The organism is Streptomyces sp. NPDC039462 (assembly GCF_055639375.1).
The window spans coordinates 1-14,671 of record NZ_JBVKAO010000001.1; the positions used below are offsets into that span (position 1 = coordinate 1).

Sequence of the window (14,671 nt, forward strand, 5' to 3'; positions counted from 1 at the left end):
AGATCTGGAAGCCCGGTAACGGGTGGAGGTGACTGGTACTAATAGGCCGAGGGCTTGTCCTCAGTTGCTCGCGTCCACTGTGTTGGTTCTGAAACCACGAACAACCCCGTATGTCGGGCCACGACTGCGGTGCGGTTGTCAGTTTCATAGTGTTTCGGTGGTCATAGCGTGAGGGAAACGCCCGGTTACATTCCGAACCCGGAAGCTAAGCCTCATAGCGCCGATGGTACTGCAGGGGGGACCCTGTGGGAGAGTAGGACGCCGCCGAACTCATCTTGATAAGAGCTGGTCCCTGAACTTCGGTTCGGGGACCAGCTCTTTTTTGTTTTGCGTTACTTGCCGTTCACGTTGCGCAGCCAACCTCCGTAGGCATGGGGACAGTTGGAATGTTGCGCGCCGCGGGTGTCGGTACCGGCGACGAGGTCATCGTGCCGGCCTACGGGAACGCCGAGGTCGCCGAGGACGTGATCCTCGCCGGAGCGATGCCCGTCTTCGCTGACATAGAGCCGACCACGTACTGCCTTGACCCCGATGCCGTCGCCGCCGTGGTGACCCCGCGTACGGCCGCCGTCGTGGTCGTGCACCGCTTCGGTCACCGGGCCGACGTGCGGCGGTTGCGAGAGCTGGGGCAGCGGCAGGGGCTTCTCGTCCTGGAGCAGCTGGAGCAGGGCGAGTCGGAGACTCCGTCCGACGGGCTGGAGCTCCGGCGTGCGCATGCCGCGTACCTCAGCGGGCGGCTCAGCGGAGTCGTGACGCCCGACGAAGGCGAAGGGCACAGCTTTCAGGAGTACGTCGTGCGCGTGCCCGGGAACGGGCGGCCCGACCGGGACGCTTTCGCGCGTGCCGTCCGGGCCAAGGGCATCGACTGCCGGGTGCCGGTGAAGACGCCGGTGCACCGCACACCGCGGTTCTGGCGGGACATACAGCTGCCGGAGACCGAGCGGGCCGCCGACGAGACGCTGGCGCTGCCGGCCGGTGCGTCGATGACGCGGCGCGACCTCCAGCGCGTCGTGTCCGCGTGCAACGCGCTTGGTGGGCTTCTGCAGCCGGCCTTCTGAACCGCTAGGAGCCCGCCTTTAAGAGGCCGCCTTGCTGTGGGACTTGAAGAATTCCCACATCAGGTCCGTCGCGTCGACGCCCGCCGTCGGGTCGGACATTCCGCCGCCCGCGCCGTTCGGCCAGGAGTGGCCCATGTCCGGCAGCCGGTAGACGACCACGTCCGAGCCGTCACGGCACTTCGCCGTCGTCTTCCTGATGTTGTTCTTCAGTTTGTCCGGTCGGCCCGGCTTGCAGGACAGGCGTTGCTGCCAGGTCTTGATGCCCTCGTCCATTGCCGCATAGTGCTTGTCGAGTCCGCCCAGGAACGTCAGCACCGATACCGGGGTCTTCGGCATGTACGACGCGTCCTCCGCGTCGCTCCCGAGATAGCCGCCGCTGACCGGGGCGATGGCCGCGAAGGTGTCGGGGAGTTCGACGGCGAGTTTGTACGCCATGTCGCCGCCGTTGGAGATGCCGGTGGCGTACACGCGGTCCGGGTCGGCGTTCCACGTGCCGGTCAGCCGCTTCGTCATCGTACGGATGAAACCCACGTCGTCCTCGGAGCCGCAGCAGATCATGGCGTTGAAGCCTTTGTTGAGCCCGTCGGGATAGGCGACGAGGAAGTTCTCCCTGTCCGCCTTGGCGCTCAGGCCGCTGATCGCGGCAGCGGCTCTGCCGTCTCCCGGATAGGGGTGCATGGCGATGACGAGCGGGAGCTTCTCGGTGCGGCGGAAGCCGGGTGGCGCGTGGACGGTATAGACGCGCTTCTCGCCCTTCCAGGAGATCGTGACCTTCTGGGTGCCGGGACGCGGGGTTTCCGCGGCGGCCGGCTTCCTGGTGGACTTCGGGGCCGAGTTGTCGTCGTCGGACCCGCAGGCCGCGAGCGGCAGGAGCAGGGCGGCGAGAGCCATGGGCAAGGCGTGCCGCAAAGGTGTACCGGTTCGGGTCGGCATGCGCGCAGAGTGGCAGCGCAGGGAAGGGCGGTCCAGAGGAAGGGGCGGTTCGAGGCAGCTTCGATTTCAGGTATGATCTATTCCGTTGCCGAGGGAAAAACCCCGAAGCGCAGCAGGCCCCTATAGCTCAGTCGGTAGAGCGTCTCCATGGTAAGGAGAAGGTCAGCGGTTCGATTCCGCTTGGGGGCTCAAGTAATGAAGGCCTCCGCCCAGTTGGGCGGAGGCCTTCGTCATGTCCGGGGCACACCCTGCGGTCGGTGCGCCCCGGCGCGGTCAGTCCTTCTGGAGGCCGGGGACCCGCATCGCGAGGATCGCCATGTCGTCCGAGGGGGCGTCCGTCGCGAAGCGCTCCACTGCGCGCATGATGCGTGCCGCGACCGCGCCCGCCGTCAGGCCTGTGCAGGTCGTGAGGACGTCCGCCAGGCCGTCGTCGCCGAGCATGCGGGTGCCCTCGCGGCGCTCGGTGACGCCGTCCGTCACACAGAGCAGGACGTCGCCCGGGTCGAGCGTCATCGTCTGCTCGTACAGTTCGAGGTCGTCCATCACGCCGAGCAGCGGCTGCGGTTCTGCGTACGGCTCGACGGTGCCGTCCTGGCGGAGGCGGAGCGGCAGCGGATGGCCAGCGCAGACGATCTTCAGGACCGCCGAGCCGTCCTCTTGGGGCCACAACTCGCCGTAGAGGAGGGTGAGGAAGCGGCTGCGGGAGCCCTCGTCGAGGATCGCGGCGTTGAGGCGCTCCAGGACCGCGGGGCCGCCGAAGCCCTCGCGGGCGAGCAGGCGCAGGGCGTGCCGGGCGAGACCCGTGACGGCCGCTGCCTCCGGGCCCGTGCCGCAGACGTCGCCGATCGCGAAGCCGTACGCGCCGTCGCGGATGGGGAAGAGGTCGTAGAAGTCACCGCCGACCTCGTTGCCCTCGCCGGCCGCGCGGTAGATGACCTCGACCTCGACGCCCGGGACCTGCGGGAGCCCCGGCGGCAGCAGGCTGCGCTGGAGGGACTGGCTGATGGCCATGCGCTCGGAGTAGAGACGGGCGTTGTCGAGGGCGAGGGCCGCCCGGCGGGAGAGATCTTCGGCCAATTCGAGGATCTCTTGGCGGAAGTGTTCGTCGGCGGGCTTACCGAGGGTGAGCATGCCGATGACGCGGTTGCGGGCGACCAGCGGGAGGACCACCGTCTCGCCGCCCACCGCCGACGCGGTGGAGAGCGTCGTGCCGATGCCCGAGCCCAGCGTCATGGGCTCGCCGAGACCCACGCTGCGCATGGAGGTGCGCAGGGCCGCCTGGTGCGCGGCTTCGGAGGGGGCCGCCCAGACGCGGGCGCCCGGGGTCGGCACCGGATCCGGTGGGGCGATCTTGGAGAGCAGGGCCTTGAGGCCGTCGATGCGCTCCTCGTCCTCGTGCAGGACGTACGACAGATAGGGCTCGGCCGACTGGTCCGCGATGGTGTAGACGGCGCACCAGGTGGCGAGTGTCGGGACCGTCATCTGGGCCATGAGGGCCAGGGTCTGGTCGCGGTCGAGGGTGCCTGCGAGGAGGTCGGAGGCCTCGACGAGGAAGGAGAGCGAGCCGCGGCGGAGCCGCTCCAGCTCGCCGAGGCGCGCGGACTCCACGGCCAGGGCGATGCGGTCGGCGGCGAACTGGAGGCGCAGGGCCTCTTCGTTCGAGTACCGGCCGGAGGCCTCGGCTGCGACGCCCAGCGAACCGGTGAGGCGGCCCTCCACCTTCAGCGGGACGGTGACGACGGAGCGCATGCCCGTGCCTTCGAGCAGCGGGACCGCGCCCGGCACCACCGTCAGATCCTCGTGAACGGCCGGCATGCGGGCGGAGCCGTAGCGTCCGGGGGCCGACTCGACCTGGACGCGGGCGAAGCGCTGGCGGGCCGACGGCAGGCCCGTGGAGGCGCGGACCTCCAGCTCCGTCTCGTCGTCGGTGGCGAGGAGGAGGAAGGCCGCGTCGCCGTCGAGCATGTCGCGGGCGCGCTCCACGGTGCGCTGGAGCAGTCCGTCGAGGTCGTCGGGGGCGGGGGAGCCGATGAACACCTCGAAGGGGTCCGCGGTGTGCGACTCGCTGCGGGCGCCCGGCTCCGGGGCGGCGCCACGCAGCGGGGTCTGGAGCACGGCGCGCTCGTCGTCGCGCACGAGCAGGCAGACCGTGGACGGTTCGCCGTCGGCGTCGCGGACGCGCAGGTGCGAGGCGTAGACAGGGATGACGCGGCCGTGGGCGCCGCGGACGCCGTAGCTGCCCTCCCAGCGGGAGAGCCGCAGTGCCTCGGCGATGCCGGTGCTGGTGCCCGGCGTGTGCGGCCAGGCCGCGAGGTCCATGAGCGGCTTGCCCATGACCTGCTCGGCGGCGTACCCGAAGAGCTCTCCGGCGTCTTCGTTCCAGGCGGAGATCGCGCCGAGGCGGTCGATCTGGATGACGGCGACGCGGACCCTGCCGTCGGCGATGGGCAGCAGGTCGGCCGGGAGCGAGGGGCCCGCGGTGCGGGTGCCCACGGGGCGGTGGGGCAGGTCGAGCTGGAACCAGACCTGCTTGTGGGTGGGGCTGTAGTCGACGCCCCAGCGGGTGGCGAGTGCGGCGCAGAGCTGGAGGCCGCGGCCGCCCTCGCGGTCCGGGCTGCCCATGTTGACGGAGGACTGCTGAAGCGGGATCTCGCGTTCCGGATAGCGGTCGGAGACCTCGATGCGGACGGCGTCCTCGCTGCGCAGGCACTCGACGTCGGCGGCGGTGCCGGCGTGCACCACGGCGTTCGTGACGAGCTCGCTGGTGAGGACGACGGCGTCGTCGACGATGTCGGAGAACCCCCAGCCCTGGAGGGTGTCGCGCACGAAGGAGCGGGCCGTCGCGACGGAACGCCCGACGGGTTCGAAGGTGGCAGCCGCACGCGCGGTGATCACAGCACTCCTCGTACGAGTATCGACGGCGTCGACAGTGGCGATTGTCTCGACGCCCAGTTCTCCCGAACCCATGGTGCGGCCGCCCCTCCGATGCCCGCTTGTTTCGTGTACCACCGCCCTGGCCGGGCAGGACCGGGGTGGTTGGACAGCCGGATGCAAGGTTACTTACCTTCGCCGTCCATGCTGATGCCGGTCGTCAGTGTTTCCGCCCGGAGGGTGTGCGGACGGTGTGCGAAGCTGCCGAACTGTTATGGCCTGGTTCGGCCATGGTGAAACACTGGGCAAGCTTCATGGGACAGGTCAGAACAACCCGAGCAGTACCGGTCGACCCTTGCGGGAGGGACACAGTGGAGTCTGGCGCAGCGACGCGGGGCACAAACACGCGCGCGAAAGACGGACAGTCCCTGAACAAACAGCGCAAACCGCGCAACGGGACGACGGCTTCGGTGGACGCTGCGGCTCTGAACAGGCTGCTCGCGGCCCTGGTGGCGATGCGGGACGGCAACTTCCGCAAGCGGCTCACGGTCTCCGGTGACGACGTCATGTCGGAGATCGCGGCCGTTTTCAACGAGGTGGCCGACCGGAATCTGCACCTGACGGGCGAGCTTTCGAGGGTGCGGCGCACGGTTGGACGTGAGGGAAAACTCACGGAACGGCTCGAGACCGGAGCGAGCGAGGGCTCCTGGGCCGCCGCGATCGACGCGTCGAACGCGCTCGTCGACGATCTCGTACGACCGGTCTCCGAGGTGGGCCGGGTCCTCTCCGCGGTGGCGGAGGGTGACCTTGAGCAGCGCATGGAGTTGCGGGCGCAGGGTGCCGACGGAAACGGTCATCCGCTGCGCGGGGAGTTCCTGAAGGTCGGGCGGACGGTGAACAACCTCGTCGACCAGCTCTCCACGTTCACGGACGAGGTCACGCGGGTGGCCAGCGAGGTCGGCACCGAGGGCAAGCTCGGCGGGCAGGCCAGGGTGCGCGGGATGTCCGGGTCGTGGAAGGACCTCACGGACTCCGTGAACACCATGGCGTACCGGCTGACCGCCCAGGTGCGGGACATCGCGCTGGTGACGACGGCGGTGGCGAAGGGCGACCTGTCGCGGAAGGTCACCGTCCATGTCGCGGGCGAGATGCTGGAGCTGAAGAACACCGTCAACACGATGGTGGACCAGCTGTCGTCGTTCTCCTCCGAGGTGACGCGCGTCGCCCGGGAGGTCGGCACGGAGGGCGAGCTCGGCGGCCAGGCGCAGGTGCCGGGTGTGGCGGGTGTGTGGAAGGACCTCACCGACTCGGTGAACCTGATGGCCGGCAATCTCACCGCCCAGGTGCGCGGGATCGCCGAGGTCACCACGGCGGTCGCGAGCGGTGACCTGTCCCGGAAGGTGACGGTGAGCGCGCGCGGCGAGGTCGCCCAGCTCGCCGAGACGATCAACCAGATGACCGAGACGCTCCGTACATTCGCGGACGAGATCACCCGCGTGGCGAACGAGGTCGGGGCCGAGGGCCAGCTCGGCGGTCAGGCCAATGTGCCGGGCGCCGCGGGCACTTGGAAGGATTTGACCGACTCGGTCAACACGGTCTTCCGCAACCTCACCACGCAGGTGCGGGACATCGCGACGGTGACGACGGCGGTCGCGAACGGCGACCTGTCGCAGAAGGTCACCGTCGATGTCGCGGGCGAGATGCTCGAGCTGAAGAACACCGTCAACACGATGGTCGACCAGCTCTCGGCCTTCGGTTCCGAAGTGACGCGGGTGGCGCGGGAGATCGGTGTCGAGGGTGAGCTCGGCGGCCAGGCGCAGGTGCAGGGCGCGGCCGGTACGTGGAAGGACCTCACCGACTCGGTGAACACCGCCTTCCGCAACCTCACCGGACAGGTGCGGAACATCGCCCAGGTGACGACGGCGGTCGCGAACGGCGATCTGTCGCAGAAGGTCACGGTGGACGTCTCCGGAGAGATGCTCCAGCTGAAGAACACCGTGAACACGATGGTGGACCAGCTGTCGTCCTTCGCCGACCAGGTCACGCGGATGGCCCGTGACGTGGGCACCGAGGGCCGCCTCGGCGGTCAGGCCCGGGTTGACGGCGTGAGCGGTACGTGGAAGGACCTCACGGACTCCGTCAACTTCATGGCGGGGAACCTGACGTCGCAGGTGCGTCAGATCGCGCAGGTGACGACGGCCGTGGCGCGCGGTGACCTCTCGCAGAAGATCGAGGTCGACGCGCGCGGCGAGATCCTGGAGCTGAAGAACACCATCAACACGATGGTCGACCAGCTCTCCGCCTTCGCGGACCAGGTGACCCGGGTGGCCCGCGAGGTGGGTACCGAGGGGCGTCTCGGCGGTCAGGCGCAGGTGCCCGGCGTGGCCGGTGTGTGGCGCGATCTGACGGACTCCGTGAACGGCATGGCAGGGAACCTCACCGCGCAGGTGCGGAACATCGCGCAGGTCGCGACGGCGGTGGCCCGCGGTGACCTGTCGCAGAAGATCGACGTGGACGCGCGGGGCGAGATCCTCGAGCTGAAGAACACCCTGAACACGATGGTGGACCAGCTCTCCGCCTTCGCCGAGCAGGTCACGCGGGTCTCCCGCGAGGTGGGCACCGACGGCATCCTGGGCGGTCAGGCCGAGGTCCAGGGCGTCTCGGGCACCTGGAAGGACCTCACGCAGTCCGTGAACGGCATGGCGAACAACCTCACCTTGCAGGTGCGGAACATCGCCGAGGTCACGACGGCCGTCGCCATGGGCGACCTCTCCAAGAAGATCACCGTCGACGCGAAGGGCGAGATCCTCGAACTCGTCACGACCGTCAACACGATGGTCGACCAGCTGTCCTCGTTCGCCGAGCAGGTCACGCGTGTGGCCCGTGAGGTGGGCACGGAGGGCCAGTTGGGCGGGCAGGCGCGCGTGCCGGGTGTCACGGGCATCTGGAAGGACCTGAGCGACAACGTCAACCTGATGGCCAACAACCTGACCAGCCAGGTGCGGAACATCTCCCAGGTCTCGGCGGCGGTCGCCAACGGCGACCTCACCAAGAAGGTCACGGTCGAGGCGCGCGGCGAGGTCGCGCAGCTCGCCGACACGGTGAACACCATGGTGACGACGCTGAGTTCGTTCGCCGACGAGGTCACGCGCGTGGCCCGCGAGGTGGGCACGGACGGCATCCTGGGCGGCCAGGCGCGCGTGCCGGGCGTCTCCGGTACGTGGAAGGACCTCACCGAGTCCGTGAACTCGATGGCGTCCAACCTCACCGGCCAGGTCCGCAACATCGCGATGGTCACCACCGCGATCGCCAAGGGCGACCTGACCAAGAAGATCGACATCGACGCCCGGGGCGAGATCCTGGAGCTCAAGACCACCATCAACACGATGGTCGACCAGCTGTCGTCCTTCGCCGAGCAGGTGACCCGCGTGGCCCGCGAGGTGGGCACCGAGGGCCAGCTGGGCGGTCAGGCACGCGTGCGGGACGTCGACGGCACGTGGCGCGACCTCACCGAGTCCGTGAACGAGATGGCCGGAAACCTGACCCGTCAGGTGCGCGCCATCGCGAAGGTCGCCACCGCGGTGACCCGAGGCGACCTCAACCTGAAGATCGAGGTCGACGCGGCGGGTGAGATCCAGGCCCTCCAAGACAACATCAACACGATGATCGCGAACCTCCGCGACACGACCCTGGCCAACAAGGAGCAGGACTGGCTCAAGGGCAACCTCGCGCGGATCTCCGGCCTGATGCAGGGCCGCCGGGACCTGGAGGACGTCGCCTCGCTGATCATGAGCGAGCTGACGCCCGTCGTCTCCGCGCAGCACGGCGCGTTCTTCCTCGCGATGCCGACGGACGACGCCCAGGACCTCGGGGGCGACCAGGAGGACGCGTACGAACTGCGGATGCTCGGCAGTTACGGCTACTCCATGGGGTCCATGCCGACGTCCTTCCGGCCCGGCGAGACCCTCATCGGGACGGCCGCCAAGGAGCGGCGCACCATCCTCGTGGAGAACGCGCCCTCCGGCTATCTGCGGATCGCGTCCGGCCTCGGTGAGGCGCCGCCCGCGCAGGTCATCGTGTTGCCGGTGCTCTTCGAAGGGACCGTCCTCGGCGTGATCGAGCTGGCTGCCTTCCAGCCCTTCACGCAGATCCAGAAGGACTTCCTCAGCCAGATCGCCGAGATGATCGCGACGAGCGTCAACACGATCAGCGTCAATACGAAGACCGAGGTGCTGCTCAAGCAGTCGCAGAAGCTGACCGAGCAACTGCGGGAGCGCTCCGCGGAGTTGGAGAGCCGGCAGAAGGCGCTCCAGGACTCGAACGCGGAGCTGGAGGAGAAGGCCGAGCTGCTCGCCCAGCAGAACCGTGACATCGAGGTCAAGAACACCGAGATCGAAGAGGCCAGGCAGGTCCTGGAGGAGCGGGCCGAACAGCTCGCGGTCTCGATGCGCTACAAGTCCGAGTTCCTCGCGAACATGTCGCACGAGCTGCGCACACCGCTCAACTCCCTGTTGATCCTCGCCAAGTTGCTCGCGGACAACGCCGACGCGAACCTCACCCCGAAGCAGGTCGAGTTCGCCGAGACGATCCACGGGGCGGGCTCGGACCTGCTGCAGCTGATCAACGACATCCTCGACCTGTCGAAGGTCGAGGCGGGCAAGATGGACGTCTCCCCGACGCGCATCGCGCTCGTCCAACTCGTCGACTACGTAGAGGCCACTTTCCGGCCGCTGACCGCCGAGAAGGGCCTCGACTTCTCCGTACGGGTCTCTCCGGAGCTGCCCGCGACGCTGCACACGGACGAACAGCGCCTGCTGCAGGTGCTGCGCAACCTCCTGTCCAACGCGGTGAAGTTCACCGACTCCGGAGCGGTCGAGCTGGTGATCCGGCACGCCAGCAACGACGTGCCCAACGCGATCCGCGAACAGCTCCTGGAGGCCGGCTCGCTGCGTGACGCCGACGCCGACCTGATCGCCTTCTCGGTGACGGACACCGGCATCGGCATCGCGGCCAGCAAGATGCGGGTCATCTTCGAGGCGTTCAAGCAGGCCGACGGCACGACCAGCAGGAAGTACGGCGGCACCGGCCTCGGGCTCTCCATCAGCCGGGAGATCGCACGGCTGCTCGGTGGCGAGATCCACGCGCAGAGCGAGCCGGGCCGCGGTTCCACCTTCACGCTCTATTTGCCGCTGCACCCGAGCGAACTGCCGCCCCAGGGTTACGCCCAGCTGGCGCCCGCGCCGCAGTCGCGCGAGCTGCCCGCCCTGGAGGAGGCGCCGGCGGCCGAGGAAGCGGAGCGGCAGCCGGCGCCCCCGGCGCACCGCGAGGAGCCCACGAGCCCTGCCGCGCTGTTCCGGAGGAGGCGCCGTGCCGCGCCCGTCCAGGAGCCCTCGTCGCTGCCGGGACAGCCGGCCCCCGGCGCCCCGGAGGCCCAGCGGACGCAGGAGCCGTGGCCCAACGCGGGTCAGGAGACACCGGTCGCGCCGCGGACCGGTTTCCAGTTCGGCGGCGAGAAGGTCCTGATCGTCGACGACGACATCCGCAACGTCTTCGCGCTCACCAGCGTCCTGGAGCAGCACGGTCTGGCGGTGCTGTACGCGGAGAACGGCCGCGAGGGCATCGAGGTGCTGGAACAGCACGACGACGTGACGGTCGTTCTGATGGACATCATGATGCCGGAGATGGACGGGTACGCGACGACGACGGCGATCCGCAGGATGCCGCAGTTCGCCGGACTCCCGATCATCGCGCTCACAGCGAAGGCGATGAAGGGCGACCGGGAGAAGGCGATCGACTCCGGAGCTTCCGATTACGTCACGAAGCCGGTCGACCCGGATCATCTGTTGTCGGTGATGGAGCAGTGGATGCGCGCTCAGTGACCGAGAACCGGCGTCGTCACACGGAGTTGCTGACAGAGTGTGGCCGAGGTCGTGTAGAACCGCGGTATTCGGGGAACCTTCTGGTCTCCCACCGCGTTTCTGCTACGTGCACAGTGACATCGCGGTGACAGGGTGTGGCGACAAGCGGGGTGCGGCTACGATGACCGGCACAAGGACGGGCGGCGCAAGGGAGTCGTCCCCTGGGGCGGCGCCCGGTGTACCGCCGGGGCGAGGAGGGCGGGCCATGGTGCAGAAGGCCAAGATCCTCCTGGTCGATGACCGGCCGGAGAATCTGCTGGCGCTGGAGGCCATCCTCTCTGCGCTCGATCAGACACTGGTGCGGGCATCGTCCGGGGAGGAAGCGCTCAAAGCACTACTCACGGACGACTTCGCGGTCATTCTGCTGGACGTCCAGATGCCGGGAATGGACGGTTTCGAAACCGCGGCGCACATCAAGCGGCGGGAGCGGACCCGGGACATCCCGATCATCTTCCTCACCGCCATCAACCACGGGCCGCATCACACCTTCCGCGGCTATGCCGCCGGCGCGGTGGACTACATCTCCAAGCCGTTCGACCCGTGGGTGCTGCGCGCGAAGGTGTCGGTGTTCGTCGAGCTGTACATGAAGAACTGCCAACTGCGGGAGCAGGCGGCGCTGCTGCGTCTCCAGCTCGAGGGCGGCGGCAAGGCCGCGGCCGGGGACGCGAAGGAGCCCGCGGGTCTGCTCGCGGAGCTGTCGGCGCGGCTCGCCGCGGTCGAGGAGCAGGCCGAGGCGCTGTCCAAACAGCTCGACGACGAGTCGGCGGACGCGGCGGCGGTCGCCACCGCCGCCCATCTCGAACGCAAACTGACCGGTCTGCGGCGGGCTCTTGACGCCCTGGAGCCGGGCACCGGCAGCGGTGCCCCCTCGGTCCCCTCGCAGAACTGACGCGGCACGGAGCCTCACTGACGAGGTTTCGTGCCGGGTCCACCCGGTGAACCACCGTCAGTTCTCGGCCTCCGCAGGGACGACACGAACGGGTGAAGCAGTAGGCACACGTGTCCACAGTGGTCGGCAACGGTAACCTCACACCCATGGCCTCACGTCAGCCCGCAGCCAAGAAGACGCCCGCGAAGAAGGCGGCCGCGCCGACAAAGGCTCCGGCGAAGAAGGCCGCTGCCAGACCGCCCGCGAAGAAAGCCGCGGCGAAGAAGGCGCCCGCGAAGAAGGCACCGGCCAAGAAGATCGCCGCGAAGCCCGCGCCCAAAGCGGCGCCCAGCCCCACAGGGGGCGTGTACCGGCTCGTGCGCGCCGTCTGGCTGGGCCTGGCGCACGGGGTCGGCGCGATGTTCCGCGGCATAGGACGCGGCGCCAAGGGCCTCGACCCCGCCCACCGCAAGGACGGCCTCGCGCTCCTGCTGCTCGGCCTGGCGCTGATCGTCGCCGCGGGCACCTGGTCGAACCTCCGCGGCCCGGTCGGCGACCTCGTCGAGATCCTGGTGACCGGCGCCTTCGGCCGCCTGGACCTGCTCGTGCCGCTGCTGCTCGGCACCATCGCCGTCCGCCTCATCCGACACCCGGAGAAGCCCGAGGCGAACGGCCGCATCGTGATCGGCCTGTCCGCCCTCGTCATCGGCGTGCTCGGCCAGGTCCACGTCGCCTGCGGCTCACCGGCCCGCAGCGACGGCATGCAGGCGATAAGGGACGCCGGCGGCCTCATCGGCTGGGGCGCCTCCACCCCCCTGATCTTCACCATGGGCGAGATCCTCGCGGTGCCGCTCCTGGTGCTCCTCACCGTCTTCGGGCTGCTCGTCGTCACGGCGACGCCCGTCAACGCCATCCCGCAGCGGCTGAGGCTGCTCGGCGTCAGGCTCGGCGTGATCCAGCCGGCACCCGAGTCCGTCGAGGGCTACGAGGGCTACGAGGCCTACGAGTACACGGACGACGAGCGCTACGAGGAACAGTGGCGCGAGGCGCTGCCCGCCCGTCCCTCGCGCCGCCGCGGCCCCGCCCCCGGCCAGTACGACCCCGACCAGGCCGAGGAGCAGGCGCTCTCCACCCGTCGCAGGCCGCGCCGGGCCCCCGTACAGCCGGACATGGACCGGCCGATGGACGCCGTGGACGTGGCCGCCGCCGCGGCGGCCGCCCTGGACGGCGCGGTGATGCACGGCATGCCGCCGTCGCCGCTGGTCGCCGATCTGACGCAGGGCGTGTCGGGGGAGCGGGAACAGCGCGAGGAACGGGAGCACACGGCCCCTGTACCGACCGCGCGCGCCACGGACGCGCCGGTGCCCGGCAAGCTCAAGAAGAAGCCGCAGAAGCCCGCTGACGGCGCCGACAGGGCGGGCGGCGCCTCCGGGCCCGTACCGGACCTCACCAAGGCCGCGCCCGAGCCCGAGCGCGAGCTGCCGCCGCGCGCCGAGCAGCTGCAGCTCGCCGGGGACATCACCTACGCGCTTCCCTCGCTCGATCTCCTGGAGCGGGGTGGCCCGGGCAAGACCCGCAGCGCCGCCAACGACGCGGTCGTGCACTCGCTGACGAACGTCTTCACCGAGTTCAAGGTCGACGCGGCCGTCACCGGCTTCACGCGCGGCCCGACCGTCACGCGCTACGAGATCGAGCTCGGCCCCGCCGTGAAGGTCGAGAAGATCACGGCACTGGCCAAGAACATCGCGTACGCGGTCGCCTCCCCGGACGTCCGGATCATCTCGCCCATCCCCGGCAAGTCCGCGGTCGGCATCGAGATCCCGAACACCGACCGCGAGATGGTCAACGTCGGCGACGTGCTGCGCCTCGCGGACGCGGCCGAGGACGACCACCCCATGCTCGTCGCGCTCGGCAAGGACGTCGAGGGCGGCTACGTCATGGCGAACATGGCGAAGATGCCGCACATCCTGGTCGCCGGTGCCACGGGATCCGGCAAGTCGTCCTGCATCAACTGCCTGATCACGTCGATCATGATAAGAGCGACGCCCGAGGACGTCCGGATGGTCCTCGTCGACCCCAAGCGCGTCGAGCTCACCGCGTACGAGGGCATCCCGCACCTGATCACGCCGATCATCACCAACCCCAAGCGGGCCGCCGAGGCGCTCCAGTGGGTCGTACGCGAGATGGATCTGCGCTACGACGACCTCGCGGCGTTCGGCTACCGGCACATCGACGACTTCAACCAGGCCGTCCGCGAGGGCAAGCTCAAGACGCCCGAGGGCAGTGAGCGGGAGCTCCAGCCCTATCCGTACCTGCTGGTGATCGTCGACGAGCTCGCCGACCTGATGATGGTCGCGCCGCGCGACGTCGAGGACTCGATCGTCCGCATCACGCAGCTCGCGCGCGCGGCCGGCATCCACCTGGTGCTCGCCACCCAGCGGCCCTCCGTGGACGTCGTGACCGGCCTGATCAAGGCGAACGTGCCGTCGCGGCTCGCCTTCGCGACCTCCTCCCTCGCCGACAGCCGCGTCATTCTCGACCAGCCCGGTGCGGAGAAGCTCATCGGAAAGGGTGACGGCCTGTTCCTGCCGATGGGGGCGAACAAGCCCGTCCGTATGCAGGGCGCGTTCGTCACCGAGGACGAGATCCACGCGGTCGTGCAGCACTGCAAGGACCAGATGGCGCCCGTCTTCCGGGACGACGTCACCGTCGGCACCAAGCAGAAGAAGGAGATCGACGAGGACATCGGCGACGACCTCGACCTGCTGTGCCAGGCCGCTGAACTGGTGGTCTCCACCCAGTTCGGGTCCACGTCCATGCTGCAGCGCAAGCTGCGCGTCGGCTTCGCCAAGGCCGGCCGGCTGATGGACCTGATGGAGTCCCGCTCCATCGTCGGGCCCAGCGAGGGCTCCAAGGCGCGTGACGTTCTCGTGAAACCTGACGAACTGGACGGAGTGCTCGCCGTGATCCGCGGGGAGGCTCAGCCATAAGGGTGGGAGAGGCTCACCCATAAGGGATCGACA

Annotated in this window: 6 protein-coding genes, 1 tRNA gene and 1 rRNA gene; 6 read left to right on the plus strand and 2 right to left on the minus strand. The window is 69.1% G+C overall.

What is annotated here, in order from left to right:
- Positions 1-153 precede the first annotated feature (153 nt).
- Together rrf and ACZ7LU_RS00010 are read left to right on the plus strand one after the other, a co-directional pair.
- Positions 154-270 (plus strand): 5S ribosomal RNA (rrf, locus tag ACZ7LU_RS00005).
- A 116-nt stretch (positions 271-386) separates the two neighbouring features.
- Entirely contained in the window at positions 387-1,058 is a 672-nt protein-coding gene (locus ACZ7LU_RS00010) for a DegT/DnrJ/EryC1/StrS family aminotransferase (RefSeq protein WP_468562846.1), read from the plus strand.
- 18 nt (positions 1,059-1,076) lie between these two features.
- On the opposite strand, the gene ACZ7LU_RS00015 is transcribed toward ACZ7LU_RS00010, so the two are convergent.
- Positions 1,077-1,949: an extracellular catalytic domain type 1 short-chain-length polyhydroxyalkanoate depolymerase gene (locus tag ACZ7LU_RS00015; protein ID WP_471915160.1), complete on the minus strand. Its 873-nt coding sequence runs from the start codon at positions 1,947-1,949 to the stop codon at positions 1,077-1,079.
- Positions 1,950-2,107: 158 nt separating this feature from the next.
- Here ACZ7LU_RS00015 and ACZ7LU_RS00020 point away from each other — a divergent pair.
- Positions 2,108-2,180, plus strand: a tRNA-Thr gene (locus ACZ7LU_RS00020).
- 84 nt (positions 2,181-2,264) lie between these two features.
- Here ACZ7LU_RS00020 and ACZ7LU_RS00025 read toward each other — a convergent pair.
- Positions 2,265-4,886 carry a SpoIIE family protein phosphatase gene (locus ACZ7LU_RS00025; protein WP_468305693.1) on the minus strand — a complete coding sequence of 874 codons (2,622 nt, stop codon included), beginning with the start codon at positions 4,884-4,886 and terminating at the stop codon, positions 2,265-2,267.
- Positions 4,887-5,332: 446 nt separating this feature from the next.
- Here ACZ7LU_RS00025 and ACZ7LU_RS00030 point away from each other — a divergent pair, with 446 nt between their 5' ends.
- The 3 genes from ACZ7LU_RS00030 to ACZ7LU_RS00040 all read left to right on the plus strand — a co-directional run bounded on the left by ACZ7LU_RS00030 (position 5,333) and on the right by ACZ7LU_RS00040 (position 14,638).
- The gene (locus ACZ7LU_RS00030) at positions 5,333-10,741 is read left to right on the plus strand and encodes a HAMP domain-containing protein (protein ID WP_398304915.1); all 5,409 of its coding nucleotides are present in this window, start codon (positions 5,333-5,335) and stop codon (positions 10,739-10,741) included.
- A 244-nt stretch (positions 10,742-10,985) separates the two neighbouring features.
- Positions 10,986-11,669, plus strand: coding sequence for a response regulator (locus ACZ7LU_RS00035; protein ID WP_069886868.1), 684 nt, complete (start codon positions 10,986-10,988; stop codon positions 11,667-11,669).
- Positions 11,670-11,815: 146 nt separating this feature from the next.
- The gene (locus ACZ7LU_RS00040) at positions 11,816-14,638 is read left to right on the plus strand and encodes a DNA translocase FtsK (RefSeq protein ID WP_471915161.1); all 2,823 of its coding nucleotides are present in this window, start codon (positions 11,816-11,818) and stop codon (positions 14,636-14,638) included.
- Positions 14,639-14,671 lie beyond the last annotated feature (33 nt).

Bases quoted from the DNA above. Each gene is read 5' to 3' on its own strand.
- ACZ7LU_RS00010 (WP_468562846.1), top strand. From the start codon at position 387: ATGTTGCGCGCCGCGGGTGTCGGTACCGGCGACGAGGTCATCGTGCCG.
- ACZ7LU_RS00040 (WP_471915161.1), top strand. From the start codon at position 11,816: ATGGCCTCACGTCAGCCCGCAGCCAAGAAGACGCCCGCGAAGAAGGCG.
- ACZ7LU_RS00035 (WP_069886868.1), top strand. From the start codon at position 10,986: ATGGTGCAGAAGGCCAAGATCCTCCTGGTCGATGACCGGCCGGAGAAT.
- ACZ7LU_RS00015 (WP_471915160.1), bottom strand. From the start codon at position 1,949: ATGGCTCTCGCCGCCCTGCTCCTGCCGCTCGCGGCCTGCGGGTCCGAC.